At 68.6% G+C, this 20,418-nt stretch carries 20 protein-coding genes and 1 tRNA gene; 8 read left to right on the top strand and 13 right to left on the bottom strand.

Translation table 11 applies throughout. The features are described from left to right. Positions 1-87: 87 nt before the first annotated feature. The 3 genes from K9D12_RS08225 to cysK form a co-directional block, all read right to left on the bottom strand. Entirely contained in the window at positions 88-1,449 is a 1,362-nt protein-coding gene (locus K9D12_RS08225; protein WP_223059923.1) for an FAD-dependent oxidoreductase, read from the bottom strand. Positions 1,450-1,512: 63 nt separating this feature from the next. After that, complete coding sequence (gene epsC, locus K9D12_RS08220; RefSeq protein ID WP_223059928.1) at positions 1,513-2,064, bottom strand: serine O-acetyltransferase EpsC; 552 nt, start codon at positions 2,062-2,064, stop codon at positions 1,513-1,515. Between the two features lie 135 nt (positions 2,065-2,199). Next, a complete protein-coding gene (gene cysK, locus K9D12_RS08215; RefSeq protein WP_047310608.1) occupies positions 2,200-3,129 on the bottom strand; it encodes a cysteine synthase A in 930 nt (309 codons plus the stop codon). 198 nt (positions 3,130-3,327) lie between these two features. Here cysK and K9D12_RS08210 point away from each other — a divergent pair, with 198 nt between their 5' ends. From K9D12_RS08210 to K9D12_RS08195, 4 genes are all read left to right on the top strand, one after another. Further along, positions 3,328-5,652, top strand: a complete 2,325-nt coding sequence (locus K9D12_RS08210) for a (Fe-S)-binding protein (RefSeq protein ID WP_187036219.1) — start codon at positions 3,328-3,330, stop codon at positions 5,650-5,652. Positions 5,653-5,840: 188 nt separating this feature from the next. Continuing rightward, a complete protein-coding gene (locus K9D12_RS08205; protein WP_223059922.1) occupies positions 5,841-6,203 on the top strand; it encodes a hypothetical protein in 363 nt (120 codons plus the stop codon). After that, complete coding sequence (locus K9D12_RS08200) at positions 6,200-6,586, top strand: hypothetical protein (RefSeq protein ID WP_223059921.1); 387 nt, start codon at positions 6,200-6,202, stop codon at positions 6,584-6,586. The genes K9D12_RS08205 and K9D12_RS08200 overlap by 4 nt, the downstream gene beginning before the upstream one ends. Then, positions 6,583-8,040, top strand: a complete 1,458-nt coding sequence (locus tag K9D12_RS08195; RefSeq protein WP_223059920.1) for an alpha/beta fold hydrolase — start codon at positions 6,583-6,585, stop codon at positions 8,038-8,040. Before K9D12_RS08200 ends, K9D12_RS08195 begins: the two co-directional genes overlap by 4 nt. Here K9D12_RS08195 and K9D12_RS15275 read toward each other — a convergent pair. Further along, a complete protein-coding gene (locus tag K9D12_RS15275) occupies positions 7,998-8,909 on the bottom strand; it encodes a serine aminopeptidase domain-containing protein (protein ID WP_223059919.1) in 912 nt (303 codons plus the stop codon). The two genes, K9D12_RS08195 and K9D12_RS15275, sit on opposite strands and share 43 nt — an antisense overlap. Before the next feature lie 3 nt (positions 8,910-8,912). Beyond that, a complete protein-coding gene (gene dcd / locus K9D12_RS08185) occupies positions 8,913-9,488 on the bottom strand; it encodes a dCTP deaminase (RefSeq protein WP_047310613.1) in 576 nt (191 codons plus the stop codon). A gap of 150 nt (positions 9,489-9,638) precedes the next feature. Between dcd and K9D12_RS08180 the strand changes: the two genes are divergently transcribed. After that, positions 9,639-9,712, top strand: a tRNA-Gly gene (locus tag K9D12_RS08180). On the opposite strand, the gene K9D12_RS08175 is transcribed toward K9D12_RS08180, so the two are convergent. After that, positions 9,713-10,231 carry a Fur family transcriptional regulator gene (locus tag K9D12_RS08175; RefSeq protein ID WP_047310614.1) on the bottom strand — a complete coding sequence of 173 codons (519 nt, stop codon included), beginning with the start codon at positions 10,229-10,231 and terminating at the stop codon, positions 9,713-9,715. 111 nt (positions 10,232-10,342) lie between these two features. On the opposite strand from K9D12_RS08175, the gene K9D12_RS08170 reads away from it, so the two are divergent. Next, positions 10,343-12,190, top strand: coding sequence for an acyl-CoA dehydrogenase (locus K9D12_RS08170; protein WP_223059918.1), 1,848 nt, complete (start codon positions 10,343-10,345; stop codon positions 12,188-12,190). A gap of 67 nt (positions 12,191-12,257) precedes the next feature. On the opposite strand, the gene K9D12_RS08165 is transcribed toward K9D12_RS08170, so the two are convergent. The 6 genes from K9D12_RS08165 to aroQ form a co-directional block, all read right to left on the bottom strand. Further along, positions 12,258-12,803 carry a GNAT family N-acetyltransferase gene (locus K9D12_RS08165; protein WP_223059917.1) on the bottom strand — a complete coding sequence of 182 codons (546 nt, stop codon included), beginning with the start codon at positions 12,801-12,803 and terminating at the stop codon, positions 12,258-12,260. Positions 12,804-12,831: 28 nt separating this feature from the next. Next, on the bottom strand, positions 12,832-13,086 hold the full coding sequence (locus K9D12_RS08160; protein ID WP_223059916.1) for a D-alanyl-D-alanine carboxypeptidase family protein: 255 nt from the start codon (positions 13,084-13,086) through the stop codon (positions 12,832-12,834). A gap of 322 nt (positions 13,087-13,408) precedes the next feature. Next, entirely contained in the window at positions 13,409-14,116 is a 708-nt protein-coding gene (locus tag K9D12_RS08155) for a hypothetical protein (protein WP_223059915.1), read from the bottom strand. A 128-nt stretch (positions 14,117-14,244) separates the two neighbouring features. Further along, the gene (locus K9D12_RS08150) at positions 14,245-15,444 is read right to left on the bottom strand and encodes an acetate/propionate family kinase (RefSeq protein ID WP_223059914.1); all 1,200 of its coding nucleotides are present in this window, start codon (positions 15,442-15,444) and stop codon (positions 14,245-14,247) included. Then, the gene (pta, locus tag K9D12_RS08145; protein WP_223059913.1) at positions 15,441-17,516 is read right to left on the bottom strand and encodes a phosphate acetyltransferase; all 2,076 of its coding nucleotides are present in this window, start codon (positions 17,514-17,516) and stop codon (positions 15,441-15,443) included. Before pta ends, K9D12_RS08150 begins: the two co-directional genes overlap by 4 nt. Positions 17,517-17,543: 27 nt before the next feature. Further along, a complete protein-coding gene (gene aroQ / locus K9D12_RS08140; RefSeq protein WP_223059912.1) occupies positions 17,544-18,008 on the bottom strand; it encodes a type II 3-dehydroquinate dehydratase in 465 nt (154 codons plus the stop codon). Positions 18,009-18,113: 105 nt separating this feature from the next. Between aroQ and K9D12_RS14870 the strand changes: the two genes are divergently transcribed. Next, positions 18,114-18,278: a hypothetical protein gene (locus K9D12_RS14870; protein WP_225911070.1), complete on the top strand. Its 165-nt coding sequence runs from the start codon at positions 18,114-18,116 to the stop codon at positions 18,276-18,278. Then, entirely contained in the window at positions 18,241-18,474 is a 234-nt protein-coding gene (locus tag K9D12_RS14865; protein ID WP_259920505.1) for a nuclear transport factor 2 family protein, read from the top strand. Before K9D12_RS14870 ends, K9D12_RS14865 begins: the two co-directional genes overlap by 38 nt. 36 nt (positions 18,475-18,510) lie before the next feature. Here the strand turns inward: K9D12_RS14865 and K9D12_RS08130 are convergent, their stop codons facing one another. Beyond that, positions 18,511-20,337, bottom strand: coding sequence for an NHL domain-containing thioredoxin family protein (locus K9D12_RS08130; protein ID WP_223059911.1), 1,827 nt, complete (start codon positions 20,335-20,337; stop codon positions 18,511-18,513). Between the last annotated feature and the right edge of the window lie 81 nt (positions 20,338-20,418).

Genomic DNA, 20,418 nt, shown 5'->3' with positions numbered 1-20,418 from the left:
CCCCCCCCCCCCCCCCCCCGCCCCCCCCCCCCCCCGGGGGGGGGCCCTTCGTCATGCTCGAACGTCGGACCTGACGATGAACTCGGGTCAGGAAGCCACCTGCTCCGCGTGCGCGCGACCGGCCGCGATCATGTCCTCGCGCGAAACGATCTTCACGCGCTCGCGGCCCGCGCCCGCGCCGAGCGCGATCTCCTGCGCGTCCAAGCGCTCCCAGTCGTCCCACAGCGTCACATCGACACCGCTGTCGAGCAGGTGACGCAGCAGCGCGTCCTCGTCCTCGACGGCCGGCGCCACGAGCGACGGCAGGTCCTCGAGCAGGCAACGGATCGTCTCCGACGCGTCCGACTTCGTGTGGCCGATGAGGCCCACAGGGCCGCGCTTGATCCAACCCGTCACGTACGTCGCTGCAATCGGCTCTCCGGACTCGTCGAGCACGCGGCCGGCCTCGTTCGGCACGACGCCGCGGGCGTCGTCGAAGGGCAGGTTCTGCAGCGGCGACGAGTAGTACCCGACGGCGCGGTACACGGCCTGCACGTCCCAGTCGATCGTCTCCCCCGTGCCGCGCACGTTGCCGTCGCCGACGAACTCGGTGCGCTCGGTGCGCAACCCCGTCACGGCATCCTCACCGAGCACCTCGACCGGCGCCTGGCAGAGGTGGATGTGGATGCGGTGCGGCGCCCCGGTGGGCTCGGTGTCGAGGTACTTGAGCAACGTGTTGACGACGAGCTTCGTCGACTTGCTCGCGTTGATCGCCGCCTGGCCGGCCTCGTCGATCTCGAAGCCCTCCGGCTCGACGATGACGTCGACGCTCGGCGAGTGCGACAGCTCGCGGAACTCCATCGGCGTGAACTTCAGCTGCGCCGGGCCGCGGCGAGCGAACACGTGGACATCCGTCGCCTCGTTGAGCGAGAGGCCCTGGTAGACGTTGTCCGGGATCTCCGTCGTGAGCTGCTCGTCCGCGGGCTTGGCGAGCATGCGGGCCACGTCGAGGGCCACGTTGCCGGCACCGATGACGGCGACGCTCTTCGCCGTGAGCGGCCAATCGCGCGGGGCGTCCGGGTGACCGTCGTACCAACTGACGAAGTCCGCGGCGCCGTAACTGCCCGGAAGGTCGATGCCCGGGATCTCGAGCGGGCGGTCCGAGGACGCCCCGGTGGAGAAGATCACCGCGTCGTAGTGCTGCTGCAGACGCTCGAGGTCGACGTCCGTGCCGTAGTCGACGTTGCCGATGAAGCGGATGCGATCCCCCGAGAGCACCCGCCGCAGCGCCTTGACGATCTCCTTGATCCGCGGGTGATCGGGCGCCACCCCGTAGCGCACGAGCCCGTACGGAGCCGGAAGTCGGTCGAAGATGTCGACCGTCGCGCTCTCGTGCTCCTTGGTGAGGATGTCGGCCGCGTAGATTCCTGCGGGGCCGGCACCGATGATCGCTACGCGTGGTGCGCGCACATGACCTCCTTGGTCGGGAGGTTCACCCCGAGGTGACGGGGTGAACCGTCGGATGGGGTGCGTTCAGATGTAGAGCGCGGGGTCCGTGAACGGGTCGACGGCAGGTGCCTGGGGCACCCGAACCTTCGCCGGAACACCCACCGCGACGCCCGTGGCCGGGACGTCCTTGACGACGACGGCGTTGGCGCCCACCTGAGCGCCGTTGCCGACGACGACGGGCCCGAGGATGCGGGCACCCGCGCCGACCGTGACGCCGTCACCGAGCGTGGGATGACGCTTGACCTTGGCCAGCGTGCGCCCACCGAGGTTGACCCCGTTGTAGAGCATGCAGTCGTCGCCGACCTCGCTCGTCTCACCGATGACGACGCCCATGCCGTGATCGATGAAGAAGCGGCGACCGATCGTCGCGCCCGGGTGGATCTCGACGCCGGTGACGGCGCGCGTCACCTGCGAGCCGAGGCGCGCGGGCCGCTTCCAGCGCCCGCCGCGCCGCCACATGGCGTGTGTGACGCGGTGGCTCCACACGGCGTGCAGACCGGGCGACGCGAGCGCCATCTCGAGGCGCGAGCCGCCCGCGGGGTCGCGTGCCAGCGCAGCGTCGACGTCCTCGGCCATGGTTCGGGCCACGGCCTTGCCTGCGTCACGCACGCGCGTGAGTGGGTTCTTCGCCACCGTTCCTCCTCGTCAGGTCACCAGTGAAGCGACCGGCCTTGAGGGTCAACCCCTCGAAGGCCGGTCGTCTTCCCGACATCAGTCGTCGAGGACGCCCTCGAACAGGATGGTCGACAGGTAGCGCTCACCGAAGCTCGGGATGATGACGACGATCGTCTTGCCCTCGTTCTCGGGACGAGCGGCGACCTGCGAGGCGGCGTAGAGCGCGGCGCCCGAGGAGATACCCGTGAGGAGGCCTTCCTCGGTGGCGGCCTTGCGCGCCCATTCGACGGAGGTGGCGGCGTCGACGTCGATGACCTCGTCGTAGATCTCACGGTTGAGGATCTCGGGCACGAAGTTGGCGCCGAGGCCCTGGATCTTGTGCGGGCCGGCCTGACCACCGTTGAGGATGGCCGACTCGGCCGGCTCGACGGCGATCATCTGCACCTCGGGCTTGCGCTCCTTGAGCACCTCACCGACGCCCGTGATCGTGCCGCCCGTGCCGATGCCCGCGACGACGATGTCGACGGCTCCGTCGGTGTCGCGCCAGATCTCCTCGGCCGTCGTGCGGCGGTGCACCTCGGGGTTGGCCGTGTTGGCGAACTGACGGGCGAGGACGGCGCCCCGCTCCTCGGCGATGGCCTCGGCCTTCGCGACGGCACCCTTCATGCCCTCCGAGCCCGGGGTGAGCACGAGCTCGGCGCCGAAGCCCTTGAGCAGCGCGCGGCGCTCCTTCGACATCGTCTCCGGCATCGCGAGGACGACGTCGTAGCCCTTCGCAGCGCCGACCATCGCGAGCGCGATACCCGTGTTGCCCGAGGTGGCCTCGACGATCGTGCCGCCCGGCTTCAGCTCACCGGAGGCCTCCGCGGCCTCGATGATCGCCTTGCCGATGCGGTCCTTGACGGACGCGCCGGGGTTGTTGAACTCAAGCTTCGCGGCCACCGTGGCGCCCGAGTCGATGATGCGGTTAATCCGCACGAGCGGCGTGTTGCCGATGGCCTGGGTGACGTCGTCGAGGATGGGCATGAGGGCTGACCTCCGTGTGATCCGAGTGAGCGGGATGATTAGAACTGCTTATGAGCATACCAACGTGTGGTTATCGCGAAACCTTCCCCCGAGAGCTTCACTTCCTTTAGCGCACGAGGGCGTTGACTAATTCCCGGGTGACATGTGATGGTGCATCCCAGCAGTTACGCGCCGGTAACGCCGTTTAGACTGAGGCGCATGTCAGCCCTTCAGATCGTCGCCGCAGTGATCTGCGTCGTCATCACCGTCGTGGGCGTCGCGCTGCTGGTGCGAGCGGTCATGCGGATGGCGTCGCTGTTCCGACTCGGCGCCCCCGAAAAGCGCACCGATTCACCGGGTGCCCGCACCGCCACGCTCCTTCGCGAATTCCTCGGCCACACGCGCATGGCGCGCCTGCCGATCGTCGCGATCGCCCACTGGTTCACGATGATCAGCTTCGGCGTGCTGTTCTTCACGCTGGTCAACGCCTACGGCCAGATCTTCGACCCGGCCTACGCCCTGCCGCTCATCGGCCACTTCCCGCCGTACGAGTGGCTCACCGAGTTCATGGCGTGGACGGGCTTCGCCGGCATCCTGTGGCTCATCTGGAACCGCCGCAAGCACCACCCGGCGCGTTCGGCGGGTAAGGACGGACGCAAGTCGCGCTTCTTCGGTTCGACGTTCTGGCAGGCCTACTACGTCGAGTTCACGATCTTCGGCGTCGGCGCCTGCATCCTGACGCTGCGTGCCCTCGAGTACGCCCTCGCCGCAGTCACGGACAACGACCACGCGAGCGCCCTGCACTTCCCGCTCACCTTCTTCCTCGGCATGCCGCTGGAATCGATGGGCCGTGAGGGCATCGAGCAGTTCATCGTCGCCGTCGCCGCCATCAAGATCCTCATCTCGATGGCCTGGATGATCACGATCTCCCTCAACACGACGATGGGTGTCGCCTGGCACCGCTTCCTCGCCTTCTTCAACATCTGGTTCAAGCGCAACGCCGACGGCCGCACGTCGCTCGGCGCGCTGCAGCCGATGAAGGTCGACGGCGAGCCGGTGACGAACGTCGAGGAGCTCGACTTCGACGAGGACACGAGCTTCGGCGTCGGCAAGGTCGAGGACTTCACCTGGAAGGGCCTGCTCGACTTCTCCACCTGCACCGAGTGCGGCCGCTGCCAGAGCCAGTGCCCCGCCTGGAACACCGAGAAGCCGCTGTCGCCCAAGCTGCTCATGATGACGCTGCGCGACCACTCGTCGGCCAAGGCGCCGTTCCTGCAGGCCGCTGCGGCCGGCAAGAGCGCCCCCGCGACGACGGACGGCGAGGCACCCAAGGGTGACTACAGCAACGTCAACCTCCTCGAGACGGCCCTCATCGGCGACACGGGTTACGACATCGAGAACCCGCTGACGGCGTACAACCCGCACGGCCCCGACGCCGTCATCGATCAGGACGTCCTGTGGTCGTGCACCACCTGTGGCGCCTGCGTCGAGCAGTGCCCCGTCGACATCGAGCACGTCGACCACATCGTCGACATGCGTCGCTACCAGACCCTCATCGAGTCCGCCTTCCCGCAGGAGCTCGCCGGCCTGTTCAAGAACCTCGAGAACAAGCAGAACCCCTGGGGCATGTCGGCGCGTGCGCGCCTCGACTGGGCCAAGGGTCTGCCGTTCGACGTCAAGGTCATCGGCTCCGACGTCGAGTCGGCCGACGACGTCGAGTGGCTGTTCTGGGTCGGCTGCGCCGGCGCCTACGAGGACCGCGCGAAGAAGACGACGCGTGCCGTCGCCGAGTTGCTGCACACCGCGGGCGTTGACTTCGCCGTCCTCGGTGACGGCGAGAGCTGCACCGGTGACCCGGCTCGTCGCGCCGGTAACGAGATCCTGTTCCAGATGCTCGCGGGCCAGAACGTCGAGACGCTCAACGACGCGAACGTCAAGAAGATCGTCGTCACCTGCGCACACTGCTTCAACACGATCAAGAACGAGTACCCGCAGATCGGCGGCGAGTTCGAGGTCGTCCACCACACGCAGCTGCTCAACCGCCTCGTGCGCGAGAAGAAGCTGACGCCGGTGGCTGCTCCGGAGGAGTTCGCGAAGCAGCCGAAGGACAAGTCGGGTGCTGCCTCCACGGGCAAGAGCGTCACGTACCACGACCCGTGCTACCTCGGCCGTCACAACAACGTGTACGCGCCGCCGCGTGAGCTCATCGGGGCTCTGCCGGGTGTGGAGTACAAGGAGATGGAACGTTCGGGCATGACCTCGTTCTGCTGCGGCGCCGGTGGCGCGCGCATGTGGATGGAGGAGAAGCTCGGCCAGCGCATCAACGTCAACCGCACGAAGGAAGCCGTCGCAACCGGCGCCGACCGCATCGCCATCGGCTGCCCGTTCTGCCGCGTCATGATGACGGACGGTCTCACCGCCGAGCAGAGCAACGGCGACGCCCGCGAAGAGGTCGAGGTCGTCGACGTCGCCAACATGCTCCTTGCGGCTGTGCGCCGCGGCGAGGAGCAGAAGGAGAACGACGAGGCGGAACAGACCGTCTGATCGCTTCCGCACGGCTGTCATGAGGCGTGGCACCCACCGATTCGGTGGGTGCCACGCCTCGTTGTTGCCGGTGTTCGTTCACAGGAGGTGACGGCTGTGGGCTCCTTCACTCGGCCCGGGCGGGCCCTTCCACAGGCCGCTCGGGGCGGCGCATGACGACGCGGTGAGCGCTTCGTAACGTCGGGGGCATGAGCAGCCTCGCAGACGACATCAGGGCCCAGGCGCGGGTGGCCCGTACGGTCGGCACCTCTCTGTCAACGACCGCGTCGAACACCCGCACGAAGATCACGACTATGCACTGGAAGTCGACGTCGGCCGACCACTGCCGTCAGAAGCTGACGGAGTTCACGCGGATCATGGATCAGCGCAGCGCTGACGCACATGCCCTCGCGGCCAAAATCGACGCGCACGCGGCGAGCGTCGATTCCCGCGTCGACACGCTCGAGACGATCGTCGGGTTGCCCGGCCGTGCGGTGGACGCCGTCACTGGCCCGCCCACGCATTCGCGCCCCATCCCCACCGAGGCCATCCGGGGTGGTGCGGCCCGATGAACGTCGAGACGAGCGCCCGCCCGCAGTTGTCGGTGAGGGTGGATGTCGGTGACGAGTCGACGACGCGCACGTGTCACGTCGCAGAGGGAACGTTTGACGTCGGCACGGCGCGCGGAACCTACGAGAGCGTCGCGGTCGAGGAGATCATCGCGCACCTGACGTGCGACATCACGGCGGCTGGGCCGGACGCGACGTGCGCCGTGGCGGCCGTCGTCACCGCGGGCGAGGACCTGCACGTCTACGCCCTCGCCGAGCGGTGCGAGGGCACCTGGACCGACCGGCGTCAGCCGCTGGAGCCCGTCCCCACCACCTGGGAGGACGTGCGCAGCGGCATCGTCATGGCCGCCCTCGATCTCCTCGCAGCCGCGGGGGTGTCGTCATGAGAGCGCCCGACGGGTCGTCGTCCGTCGCGTTCACGACCTACGGCCCGAGCGCTTCGCACGTCGACGCGAAGCTGTCCGACCTGCGGCTCACCGCCGCAACCTTCCGCACGGTCGCCGACGAGTGTGACGGTCATTTCTCCACCGTCTTCACCATCGAGTGGAACCTGCCCTTCCGCGGCGATGTCCTGTCGCCGGGCACGAGCGCGGCGTGTGCGAAGGCCATCCTCGGCCTGACCATCGGCAAGCAGGGCCTGATGGCCGCGCAGGTGCGCGCCAGCATCATGGCGGCGTTCCTCGACTACTCGGTCAAGACTTACGAGGACGCAGAGCTGATCGCGGGTCAGTTCGTCGACCGGCTAGCCCTCCCCGCCGACCTCGTCATGACGGGCCTGAAGCTCAACCACGTCATCGCGGATGCCATCTCGGGCAAGGACGTCGATCTGGCCACGATCCAACGCGAGGCACCCGATGCCATCGACATGGTCGTCCAGGTCGTCTCCGATGTACTGCCCGGCCCCTACGCCCAGGACATCACGGCCCTGCACGCCGCCACGATCGTTCTCACAGGCGTCCCGAAGCGCGTGGGCACCCGACTGACGTCCGACCCGAACTCGGCGACCAAGGCACCGGAGGTGCGGAGCGTGAGCGAGGCGGCCGGGCGTATCCCGGAGCTCTACAAGAACCCCGAGAACGCCGGGCACATCCAGGTGCAACGCGTCGTCGATCCGACAACGGGTCAGGGGGCGTGGACGCTCATCCTGCCGGGCACCTCGACGTTCGCGCCGAACGGCAAGAACGGTTTCAACGGCAACGGCAACCTCTACGCCGCAGCCGGCCGCCAGAGTCCGGTCGAAGCTGCGGCGCTGACGGCCCTGCGTCAGGCCATGGCGAAGGAAGGAGTGGCAGGCAAGGGCGAGCCGGTCATCGTCCTCGGCCACTCGCAGGGTGGCATGGTGGCCACGAACATGGCGCGCCACCAGCAGAAGGGTGACATCAACATCACGCACGTCGTCACGTACGGCTCGCCGGTGGGACACCTCAAGGTGCCGCACAAGACCTCCGTACTCAACGTCGAGAACTCGGCCGACCCCGTGCACCGGATCGACGGGCGCGCCAACGGAACCGGTGAACCGAACCGCACCCGGGTCGTGTTCACGGATCCAGGCTCGCTCACCGCGCCGGACGGCTCGACGGACAACCTCGAGGCGCACAGCATGGCGCGCTACAAGGACAACTACCAGGCCATCGTGGAACAGGTCAGGAGCCATCCCGAATCGCAGGTGGCGCAGTACGAGCACTCCACCGAGAAGTTCTTCACCGGCAACGCCCGCACCTACACATTCGATCTCGCAACGGTGGATCCGTCCTCCGAGGCGAAGCCCTCACAACCGCCCCAGGGAAAGCCGGAGCCCTACCGTCCGTCGGGCGCGCCGCTCCCCTTGCGCAGCAGGTGATCGATGAGGAACTGCGACGACTCCTTGTGCCAACGCATCGGCCGCCACAGCATGGCGTGCCAGCCCGGCAGATCGACGAACCGTGCGTCGCCACCGGCGGCGGTGATGCGCTCGACGAGATCGGCGGTCGCCGCCGGATCGGTGACGGTGTCCTGGCGTCCGTGGATACCGAGGAACGGCGTCGTGCCGAACGGCTCGGCCTCGTATTCGTCACTCGCCCAGGGCGCGAGCCCGACGACGGCCGCGAGGTCGTCGCCCTCGTCGCTCGTGGCGAGGTCGAGGGCCACGCGTCCGCCCATCGAGTGGCCGACGACGGCGAGGGGCAGCCCCGGGTATTGGCGGCGCAGCTCACGCAGCGCCCACCGGGCGTCCTGAACGGCCGGCTTCTCGGGGTCGTTCCAGCCGCGCACCGCGAGGCGCAGCACGGCGCCCCCGATCCGTCCGTGACTGCGGCGCTCCACGTCGCGGGCGAAGGGGATGACGCGCAGGTAGGCCGGGTCGCCGCGGTACATGGCGATGCTCGCGTTGACCTCGCCGCCGTGGATGAACAGGGCGACGGCCTCGGGATGCTTGGCTCGCGGCAACGACAGCACCGGACTCGCGGTGACCGGCTTGCCGGATCGCTTCGTCGTCGCGAGCCGACTGGGCGCCTCGACGGTGACAGCTTCGTCGTCGAGGGAGGCGACGTCGTCGTCCTCGATCGAGCCGTCGGTGAGCAGGGAGTCGGCCACGTCGTCGAGGGTGTCGGCCACGCGGTCGCCGAACTCACTCTCGTCGACCGTTCGGGCCGGCGCGTCGGGCACCGGTTCGGAGCGCGGCGCTTCCGCAGCGCCCGACGACTTCGCGCTACTCGCCTCGGCGCCCGTCACGGCTCAGACCGTGGTGTGGTGGAAGTTGGCGAAGCTGCGGCTGGCGGTGGGGCCACGCTGGCCCTGATAGTGCGAGCCGTACTGCGCGCTGCCGTAGGGGTGCTCGGCGGGCGAGGTGAGCTGGAAGAAGCACAGCTGGCCGATCTTCATGCCCGGCCACAGCTTGATCGGCAAGGTGGCGACGTTGCTCAACTCGAGGGTCACGTGCCCCGAGAAACCCGGGTCGACGAAGCCGGCGGTCGCGTGCGTGAGCAGACCGAGGCGGCCCAGCGACGACTTTCCTTCGACGCGCGCCGCGACGTCGTCCGGCAGCGTGATCGTCTCGTACGTGGAGCCGAGCACGAACTCGCCGGGGTGAAGGATGAACGGCTCGTCGGGCTCGACCTCGACGAGGCGCGTGAGCTCGGGCTGCTCCTCGGCCGGGTCGATGAAGGGGTACTTGTGGTTGTCGAACAGGCGGAACAACCGGTCGAGACGAACGTCGATGCTCGACGGCTGGATCATCGACGGGTCGAAGGGGTCGAGCACGACCCGCTCGTCGTCGATCTGTCGCTTGATGTCCCGGTCAGAAAGCAGCACGTCTCACACCGTAGTCGACCGGCGTTCCGGGAGCAGGCGCCCGAGGCAGTCTGCTCGAAGAACGGCAACGGTTCACTGCGCGGAGGGTCGGCGTGCACGCGTCCCCGCGACCCGCTAAAGTAGCGAAACGCCCCGGAAATCCGGGGCCGTGCGGGCGTAGCTCAATGGTAGAGCGCCAGCTTCCCAAGCTGGACACGCGGGTTCGATTCCCGTCGCCCGCTCCATCACACGTCGTCCTCGTCCGCCTTTCGAGCGGCACATTCGGCGCACACCCCGAGCAATGCCGCGTGTTGCGCGTCCACCGAGAAGCCGGTGAGCTCCCGAATCCGCGCCACGAGTGGCGTGAACTCCTCCACGTCGACATCCGTGAAGCGCTCGCAGCGCACACACTGCAGATGCGCGTGACCGTGCCCGGCGTGACCCGAATGGGCATCTTCAGCGGCATCATCGCCCGCCGCGGACAGCTGCTCGAGGCTCGCGAGGTGGTAGATCGTGGCTCCGCCGGGCACGTGCGTGTGCCGCACGATTCCTCCGTCGACGAGGGCCTGGAGCGAGCGGTAGATCGTCGCCCGGTGCACCCCCGGCTCGAGATCGGCCACCGCCGTCGCGATCGCCTCCGCGTCGAGGTGGCGCGAATCGGCGTCCAACACCTCGATGACGGCACGACGCCCCGGCGTCAACCGCTCCCCCGCAGCGCGCAGACGCTCCACCGCAGCTTCGACCCGACTCTTCGCTTCGCCCACACCTCCATCGTCACCCGAGGCCCCGGGACGGGCAAGCGCACCCCCGTGTTGCGAGCATTACTCGCGAGTAGCACAATGCAGGAGACCCATTTTTCACGCTGCGGAGGATCCGTGACTCACTACAAGAGCAACGTTCGCGACATCGAGTTCAACCTCTTCGAGGTGTTCAACCGCCAGGACGTCCTGGGCACCGGCATCTACGAAGACGTCGACAAGGACGTGGCCCGCGACATCGTCCACCAGGTGGCGAAGCTCGCCGAGGGCGACCTGAGCGCCAGCCTCGTCGACTCCGACCGCAACCCGCCGGTCTACGACCCGGCGACGAAGTCGGTCACGATGCCCGAGTCGTTCAAGAAGTCCTACTCCGCATACATCGACGCAGGCTGGGGCATGCTCGACGCCCCCGTCGAGCTCGAGGGCATGAAGGTTCCGCCGTCGGTGCGTTGGTCGCTCGCCGAGCTCGTCTGCGGCGCCAACCCGGCCGTCCACATGTTCTCCGCCAGCTACGCGTTCGCTTCCCTCCTGTACTACATGGGTAACGACGAGCAGAAGAAGCTCGCCAAGCACATCGTCGACGGCGCCTGGCACTGCACCATGGTGCTCACGGAGCCCGACGCCGGTTCGGACGTCGGCGCCGGCCGCACCAAGGCCACGCAGAACGACGACGGCACGTGGAACATCACGGGCGTCAAGCGCTTCATCACCTCGGCCGAGTCGGACATGGTCGACAACGTCGTCCACTTCGTCCTGGCCCGCCCCGAGGGCGCCGGCCCCGGCACGAAGGGCCTGTCGCTCTTCATCGTCCCGAAGTACCACGTCGACCTCGAGACCGGTGAGCTCGGCGAGCGCAACGGCGCCTACGTGACGAACGTCGAGGACAAGATGGGCCTCAAGGTCTCCACGACCTGCGAGGTCACCTTCGGTGACGAGCACCCGGCCGTCGGCACGCTGCTCGGCGATGTCCACGACGGCATCGCGCAGATGTTCAAGGTCATCGAGAACGCCCGCATGTTCGTCGGCACGAAGGCCATCGCGACGCTCTCGACCGGTTACCTCAACGCGCTCGAGTACGCCAAGGAGCGCGTCCAGGGCGCCGACATGACGACGCCGGCCAAGGACGCCCCGCGCGTCACGATCACCCACCACCCGGACGTTCGCCGCAGCCTCATGCTGCAGAAGGCATACGCCGAGGGTCTGCGCTCGCTCGTCGTCTACACGGCGTGCCAGCAGGACATCGTCGACCAGGCGCAGAAGGGCAACCCGGCCGTCGAGCTCGAAGAGGGCACCGAGGCAGAGCTGGCCGCTCGCCTCAACGACCTGCTGCTGCCCATCGTCAAGGGCGTCGGCTCGGAGCGCGCCTGGGTCCTGCTCGGCACCGAGTCGCTGCAGACGTACGGCGGTTCGGGCTTCCTCAAGGAGTACCCCGTCGAGCAGTACGTGCGTGACGCGAAGATCGACACGCTGTACGAAGGCACAACCGCCATTCAGGGCCTCGACTTCTTCTTCCGCAAGATCGTCAAGGACCAGGGCGTCGCACTCGGTGAGCTGCAGAAGCAGATCATGGCCACGATCTCCGAGGCTCCGGCCTCGCTGCAGCGTGAGGCCGGCCTGCTCGGCCAGGCCGCGACCGACCTCAAGGACATGGGCGAGTTCATGTTCGGCGCTGCGATCAACTCGCTCGAGAAGCCGACGGACGCCTACAAGGTCGGCCTGACGTCGACGCGCCTGCTGCTCGCTGCGGGCGACGTCGTCATCGGCTGGCTGCTGCTCAAGGCCGCCGTCGTCGCGCAGGCCCGTCTCGACGCGGGTGACGCCGGCAAGGACGAGGACTTCTACACCGGCAAGGTGGCCGCCGCGCAGTTCTTCGCGCGCACGGTGCTGCCGCGCATGGCGTCGGAGAAGGCCATCACCCTCGCCGAGGACGGCGCCCTCATGGACGTCCCCGAAGCTGCGTTCTGATCCGAACGCTCCACGCGAGTGGCCCGACACCCCAACCCGGGTGCCGGGCCACTCGGCTTTTCTGCGGCTACTTCGTCCGGTCGGAGGCGAGCAATCCGTACTTGATCGTGTCGGTCCATTCGCCCTTCGACCAGAAGTCCTCGCGCAGGTACGCCTCCCGCGTCATCCCGAGGCGCTCACACAGGCGCGCGGAGGCATCGTTGCGACCGTCCATCTGCGCTTCGAGGCGGTGCAGCGGGAAGTGTGCGAAGACGGCGTCGATGAAGGCCGCCACAGCCTCGGTCGCCAACCCCTTCCCTGCCACCTCCGGGGAGAACACCCACCCGGTCTCGGCCCGTTCGTTCGTCTCGTCGAGAAGCCAGATGCCGACGTCACCGACGACGGAGCCTTCGTACTCGACGGCGACGGCCACGGCTCGGGCGTCCGTGTCGAGCCCGATCTGAGTCTTGTGCTGCTCGATCTTCGCGATCACGCCGGCACGGTCGAGCGGCCCCTTGAGCAGATAGCGGGCCACGCCGGGGCGCGCGTGATAGTCGAGCAGGTCGTCGACGTCATTGTCGGTGAACGGACGAAGGGTCGTGCGCGCGGTAGCGATCGGCAGGGGAAGCGGCATGGAGCCCAGGCTAGCGAGCGTTTCGAACTCAGCCGATCCAGTTGTAGTGCCAGTACTCGGGGTTCGATCCGTTCTGGTCCAGGTGCTCGGGGCGGTCCCACCCGTAGGCCTTGCCGTTGTTGCTCAGCCACCTATCAGCCGCGGTACCGAACTTGAACGGAGAAGCACCGCGCCCTTCAGCCAGCGCACTCGTGTTACCGAGGAGATCCATCGCTCGCCCGTAGCCGTGGTTGGACGTGCCCGGGTTGGCCGCGCGTGGGAAACCGTCGACCTTCCCGTACATGTTCTGCCTGGGCGTATTTCGCACTCGGGCACCGCCGGGTGTCGCCCATCGCGTATCCCGTGCCCTTCTCCGTCAGGATCGCCGCACCACCGCACCGCGTGGTCGGGAGCCCCTTGGGCCACCCGTGGGCATACATGCCGTCCCAGGCGAACTTCGTCGTGCCGGGCACCCGCGTGTTCGGCTTGAACGACGCCGGCACCACGGCCTTCGCACCTGAGTTGGCCACCGTCACCCAGCCGCCGGCGAAGGGATGAACGAGGCCGCCGCCGACTCGCGTCCAGGCCTTCACCGCGGACGACGACGCCGTCGCGCTCCCAACCATCTATCGAACGGCGGGATTCGAGACGTAGTAGTCGTAGACCCGTGACTCGACCCCGTGGATCGGGGCGGAGGCCGAGGCGCGCATGAGCGCGCCCCGGTACGCGTGGTTCGGCGAGTCGAACCGCTGCCAGAGACCCTTCGCGTCCGACATCTGAGGGCTCACCGGCCAGCCGGTGTTCGGATGCGCCTTGTAGTACTCCGCAAAGCCGTCGAGCACCACACCACCCATCGTCGGAATCGGCCGTCCCGAAGCGTCCACGGCGATCAGGGCGAGGCCCCTCTCGAAGTGGCGCGCATAACCACCACCGGCTCGGTACCACCGTTGCTCGGTGCTCGTCGGCTTGCCGAGGGCTCCGATGCCGGTGGCGGTGGCGACGTGCGGACCCACGGGGATCGGCGCCGGGGTGGGAGAGGTGCTCGTCGGCTCCGTAGGCGTCGGCGTGGGCGGTGACGAAGTCGTGCTGCTGCTCGTCGCCGGGGAGGACGCCGAGGGTGTGGGCGTCGGCGGTGTGCTCGAAGCGTTACCGGGCACCGTCGTGGTGGGCTCGGCGCCGGGTACCACCTGCGGTGCGGAGGGCGACGTGGGTGCGACGGTTCCGGCTCCCGGCGACGGATGGGGTGCCGCACCCGCCGCGCTGACTCCCCACGCGGCGAACGGCGCCACGACCGTGCCCGACAGAACGGTCGAGAAGATCGATCGAATCTTCATGTGCGCCCCGGGTACTGCGTTCCCTTGTGCGAGGTCAAGGCTAGGAGAGGCGGGGTGACGTCGGGGCGGAGGATAGGTGAAAATTCGCTGACATCGCTGTGCACGACTCCGGTCGGGCACTACGGTGCTCAGTCGATGACGGCCACGGTGTGCTGAGCGATGGCGAGTTCCTCGTTCGTCGGCACGACGCAGAGGGCCACCTTCGAGGCGGGAGTCGAGACGACGCGCGGGTCGTCGCTGCGCACCTCGTTCGCGGCCTCGTCGAGCTCGACGCCGAGCCACGCGAGACGCTCGCAGACGGCGGCCCGGACCGCGGCGTTGTTCTCGCCGACGCCGGCGGTGAACGTCACGGCGTCGACGCCACCGAGAACCGATGTGTAGGCGCCGATGTACTTGACGAGGCGGTGCACGTAAACGTCGAACGCGAGCGTCGCCGTCTCGTCACCCGCCCCGACGCGCTCCATGAGGTCGCGGAAGTCGGTCGCACCGGCCATGCCGAGGATGCCCGAGCCCCTGTTGAGGAGGGTGTCGATCTCGTCGACGCCGAGCCCCGCGACGCGGTTGAGGTGCAACACGGCACCGGGGTCGATGTCGCCGCCGCGCGTGCCCATGACGAGGCCCTCCAGCGGCGTCACACCCATCGACGTCTCCACGGCACGACCGCCGTCGATGGCCGACATCGAGGCACCGTTGCCGAGGTGGCAGACGATCTGCTTGAGGGAGGCCGGATCGGCGCCGAGCAGTTCCGGCACCCGCGCCGACACGTACTCGTGCGACGTGCCGTGGAAGCCGTACCGACGCAGGGCGTGCTCCTTGGCGAGCGCGGCGTCGATGGCGTAGGTGTACGCCGCGGGCGGTAGCGTCGCGAAGAAGCCGGTGTCGAACACGGCGACGTGGGCGTGGTCGGGAAGGATGCGCTGTGCCGCCTCGATTCCCGTCGCGTTCGCGGGGTTGTGCAGCGGCGCGAGGGTGCCGAGGCGCTTGATCTCGGCGAGCACCCGCTCGTCGACGAGCACGGGGTCGGAGAAGTTTCGCCCGCCGTGGACGACGCGGTGACCGACGGCGACGACGCCCGCGTCCGCCAGTGCGAGACCGGTCTCGCTCATGACGTCCGTCATCTGCTCGAGCGCGACGGCGTGGTCGGCGATCGCCACCTCGCGGTGGGTCTTCTCTCCGTCGTACTCGTGCGTGATCGTCGCGTTGTCGTGCCCGATCCGCTCGACGAGGCCCTTGACGAGGTGCTCGCCGGTGGTGGGGTCGACGATCTGGTACTTGAGCGAACTGGATCCGGCGTTGAGAACGAGGACGTTGCCGTCGCGCTGGGTCATCGTGCTTCCTCCTGCGCCTGGACGGCGGTGATGGCGATCGTGTTGACGATGTCCTCGACGAGCGCACCACGCGACAGGTCGTTGACCGGCTTGTTGAGCCCCTGCAACACCGGTCCGATGGCGACGGCGCCCGCGGAGCGCTGCACGGCCTTGTACGTGTTGTTGCCCGTGTTGAGGTCGGGGAAGACGAGCACCGTCGCGCGTCCGGCCACCGGCGAGTCGGGCATCTTCGAGCGCGCGACGCTCGGTTCGACGGCCGCGTCGTACTGGATCGGCCCGTCGACGAGCAGCTTAGGCGCCCGCTCGCGCACGAGTTCTGTTGCGCTGCGTACCTTCTCGACGTCGGCACCGCTACCGGACGTGCCGGTGGAGTAGGACAGCATCGCAACGCGCGGATCGACGCCGAACGCCTCGGCGGTACGCGCCGAACTGATGGCGATGTCGGCGAGTTCCTCGGCGCTCGGGTCGGGGTTGACCGCGCAGTCGCCGTAGACGAGCACGCGATCGGCGAGCGCCATGAGGAAGACGCTCGAGACGATCTTCGCGTCCGGAGCCGTCTTGATGATCTCGAAGCTCGGCTTGATCGTGTGCGCCGTCGTGTGCGCGGCACCCGAGACCATGCCGTCGGCGAGCCCGAGGTGCACCATCATGGTGCCGAAGTACGACACGTCCTGAACGATCTCGCGGGCCTTCTCGAGCTCCAGCCCCTTGTGTTTGCGAAGCTCCGCGTACTCGGTGGCGAACTTCTCGACGAGTTCCTCGTCCTGCGGCGAAACGATGCGCGCCCCGCGGATGTCCAGGCCCTTGCTGCTCGCGAGGCCGCGCACCCGGTTCTCGTCGCCGAGGATCGTGAGGTCGGCGATGCCGGCGCGCAGCACCTCGTCGGCGGCCTGCAGGATGCGGATGTCGTCCCCCTCGGGCAGCACGATGTGCTTGCGGTCGCCGCGCGCCCGGTCGAGCAGGCGGTGGCCGAACATGAGCGGCGTGACGACGGCCGCCTCGTCGACCTCGATGGCGGTGAGCAGTCGCTCGGCGTCGATCGACTCGCTGAACACGCGCAGCGCCGTCTGCTTCTTCGCGAGGCTCCCCGAGGACAGGGCACTGCGCGTGCCCGCGAGCGCCGCCGTCGTCTCGAAGGTGCCGTCGTTTGTCACGAGGATCGGCACGTCGAGCTCGGTGCCGTCGAGCAGTTGCTGGACGCTCTCGGGCGGGCGGTAGCCGCCGGTCAGGACGACCGAGGCGAGGCCCGGGAAGGTGCCCGACTGGTGGGCGAGCACGAGACCGGGCAACACGTCGTAGCGGTCACCCGGGGCGATGACGGTGACGTCCTCGACGAGGCGGGTCAGCACGTTGGGCAGCGACATGGCGGCGACGACGAACCCACGCGACTCGCGCTGCAGCCACTCGGGGTTGCCGCGCCACAGCGTCGCGTTGCACGCGTCCGCGAGCGCCTGGATCGTCGGCGCGACGAGCAGGGGCACCTCGGGCACGACGCCTGCGACGGGCACGCTCTCGGTCTCGGGGTCCTGCGCCAGTGCGGCGCGGATGGCGTCGGTGTCACCGCTCGTGGCGCGGTTGACGACGAGCGCGACGGGCACCGCGTGCTGGGCGCGAAGCTGCGCGCAGCCCATGACGGCGACCTGCTCGATCTCCTCGGGCGTGCGCTCACGCCCGTGGACGACGAGAACGACCGGTGCGCCGAGGTTCGCGGCGATCTTCGCGTTGAACTCGGCCTCCCGACCGGTGGAGACGTCGGCGAAGTCGCTGCCGAGGGCGAGCACGACGTCGGCGTTCTGGGCCACGGCGTCCCGACGCTGCAGGATCGTGCCGAGTGCGGCCTGCTCGTCGTCGTGCAGGGCGTCGTACGTGACGCCGATGGCGTCCTCGTAGCTCTGGTCGACGGCCGGGTGCGACAGGAGGAGGTCGACGACCTTGTCCCTGCGCGAGGCCGTGACCGGCCGGAAGACGGCGATGCGGCCCGCTTGGCGGGAGAGGAGGTCGAGGAGGCCGTAGGCGACGGTCGACTTACCCGTCTCGCCTTCGGCCGAGGTCACAAAGACGGTGCGCGACATGCCTCCACCCTAGCGAGGGCATTCGTCTCAGACCGCGATCTCCCCACCCGGAACGAGGGCATCGAGGCGACGTACCGCGAACTCGTACCCCTGCACACCGCAACCGACGATGACGGCGGCGGCCTTGTCGCTCAGGTACGAGTGGTGGCGGAACGGCTCGCGGGCGTGGACGTTCGAGATGTGCACCTCGACGAACGGTGCCTCCAGGTTCGCGAGGGCGTCTCGGATGGCCACGCTCGTGTGCGTGTACGCGCCTGCGTTGATGACGACGCCGACGCTCGTGCGGCGGATGCGCTGGATCTCGTCGACGAGCGCGCCCTCGTGGTTGCTCTGGAAGCACTCGACGTCGAACTCGAGCTCGCCGCCCGTGCGGCGAGCCAGCTCCTCGACGTCACCGAGGGTGTCGGCCCCGTAGATGTGGGGCTCACGCTCGCCGAGCAGGTTGAGGTTCGGGCCGTTGAGGACGTGAAGGGTGCCGCGCGCCGAAGTCATGCGCCCATCTTGCCGTTCGCGCGGCGCGTGCGAAACCCACGGCTCACGGACTCGGCCCCTATCGTGTGTCGCACCGAACCCGACAGCGCACAGGAGGCACCGGCCATGAGTGAAGCCAAGAAGGCCCACATCCGCCGCTACTACGAGGCCGTCGACGCCGCCGACGTCGAGGGAGTGCTCGACATCTTCACGCCGGACGCCCACCTACCGCCGCCCCGGCTACCCCGACATTGTGGGCGCCGACGCGCTGCGTGCCTTCTACGAGGGTGAGCGCGTCATCGAGAGCGGACGCCACAGCGTCCACACGCTCGTGCTCGAGGGCGACGAGGGCTTTGTCGGCGGCTCGTTCGAGGGCGTGCTGAAGAACGGCGATCAGGCGTCGCTCGAGTTCGCCGACCTCTTCCGGTTCGCGCCCGACGGCAAGGTCTCCTTCCGCCAGAGCTACTTCTACGCCCCTTTGGTCTGAGCCCGGCGCACGCCCGAGGGCGCTACGGGTCCGCGCTCAGACTCCGCGCAGGTCGAGCGTCAGCGTCGACGACGCTCCGTCGACGACGATGACGGGGATGCCCCAGTCCTGCTGGTAGAGGTGACACGCGGCGTGCTCGGGCACCTCACCGGTGACCGGATCGCCGTCACAGGCCGCCGCGCGCACGCTGACGTGAAGGATCGCCGAGCCGACGCTCTCGTCGATGACGAGCGATCGAGTGAGCCCTTGGCCCTTGCCGGCACCTTCGCGCAGGAACGCCTCCGGCGAACTGCTCACGTGCAGCATCGTCGGGTCGCCCCAGCGCATGTCGAGCTTCTGCCCCGCAGGCGGTTCGAACGTGACGACGAGTTCCGCTGCACCACTGGCGATCTCGGTGACGGGTCGTTGCGTCTGGTGCGCCTCGCCGCGCACGTGCTGCGCCTCCTGCGTCAGCGCCACGGGCGTCAGGCGGTGGGCGTTCGCCTCGACGACGAGCAGATGGGCGCGGTCGTCGCCTGTCGCCGGAACGACGATGACGTCGCTCGGCTCCGCGAGGCCGGTCGTGAGCGTTGAGACGTCGCCCTTCGCAGGGTCGAAGCGGCGCAGTGCGCCGTTGTAGGTGTCGGCGACGACGACGGAGCCGTCCGGCAGTTCCGCGACGCCGAGCGGGTGCTGGAGGAGCGCTTCGCCGGCCGGTCCGTCGACGTGCCCGAAGTCGAACAAGCCCTGCCCGACGTGGGTCGTCACCTCGAAACCGTCGTCGGTGACGGCGATGCTGCGCAGCGCCGATGTCTCCGAATCGGCGATCCACACGCGCGAACCGTCGGCCGAAGTGGCGAGGCCGCTCGGCTGGGCGAACCAGGCGTCGTGGGCAGCACCGTCGCGGATGCCCTCGTTCGACGTTCCGGCGAGGACGGCAACCGTGTTGTCCGCCGGGTGCTCGGCGAGGTGAAGCACCCACAGCTGATGTGTGCCCGCCATGGCGACGACGACACGGTCGTACCACCACGCGAGGTCCCACGGCGTCGACAACGCCTGCCTGAGCGCCGGCCCGGAGCCTTCGCGCTCGCGCAGCTGTTCACCCGTTCCGGCGAGGGTGCGCACGCGCCCGTCACTCAGGCGGATGCCCTTGATCTCGTGGTTGACGCTGTCGGCGACGAGCACGTCGTCACCGGTGCGCTCGGCCGCCTCCGGCGGGAGGACGAGCAGGCCCTGGGGTTCGTTGAAGACGCCCTCACCACCGAAGCGTGCAAGCCCGCTCTCACCGTCGGCCGCGAGGTGGACGACCTGGTGATGCGCGGTGTCGCTCACGACAAAGGTGCCGTCGGCGAGGCGCGCCACCTTGCCGGGGAAACGCAGCGCCGTGCTCGGCGCGGGCGGCGGAACGTACGGGCCACTGCCGGAGCGCAGGGTGCCCTTGGCCTCGTGCTCGACGAGCAGTTCCTCGACGAGCGTCGTGAGACCGTGGCCGTGACCTTCGCCGGACATCGACGCGACGATGTAGCCCTCCGGGTCGATGACGACGAGCGTCGGCCACGCGCGGGCGGCGTACGCCTGCCACGTCACGAGGTCCGGGTCGTCGAGCACCGGGTGGTGCACGGCGTACCGCTCGACAGCGGCCACGAGCGCCTCCGGGTCGGCCTCGTGCTCGAACTTCGGCGAGTGCACCCCGACGATGACGAGCTTGTCGCCGAACCTCTCCTCGAGGGGGCGAAGCTCGTCCAGGACGTGGAGGCAGTTGACGCAGCAAAAAGTCCAGAAGTCGAGAACGACGACCTTGCCGCGCAGGTCCGCCAGGCGCACGTCGTCGCCTCCGGTGTTGAGCCAGCCGCGTCCGGTCAGTTCGGGGGCGCGAAGTTTCATGCGAGACACCCTAACGGTCGATGTTTGGGTATCAGCGAGACTGCCCGGTCACGCTGATACTCGAACATTCGCGTTGTCCAC

The sequence above is a fragment of the Dermacoccus sp. Tok2021 genome (assembly GCF_019895135.1).
Classification (GTDB): Bacteria; Actinomycetota; Actinomycetes; order Actinomycetales; family Dermatophilaceae; genus Dermacoccus; species Dermacoccus abyssi.
Note: the sequence above shows the minus strand (reverse complement) of the source record. Positions and strands in the feature narration are given on the sequence as shown.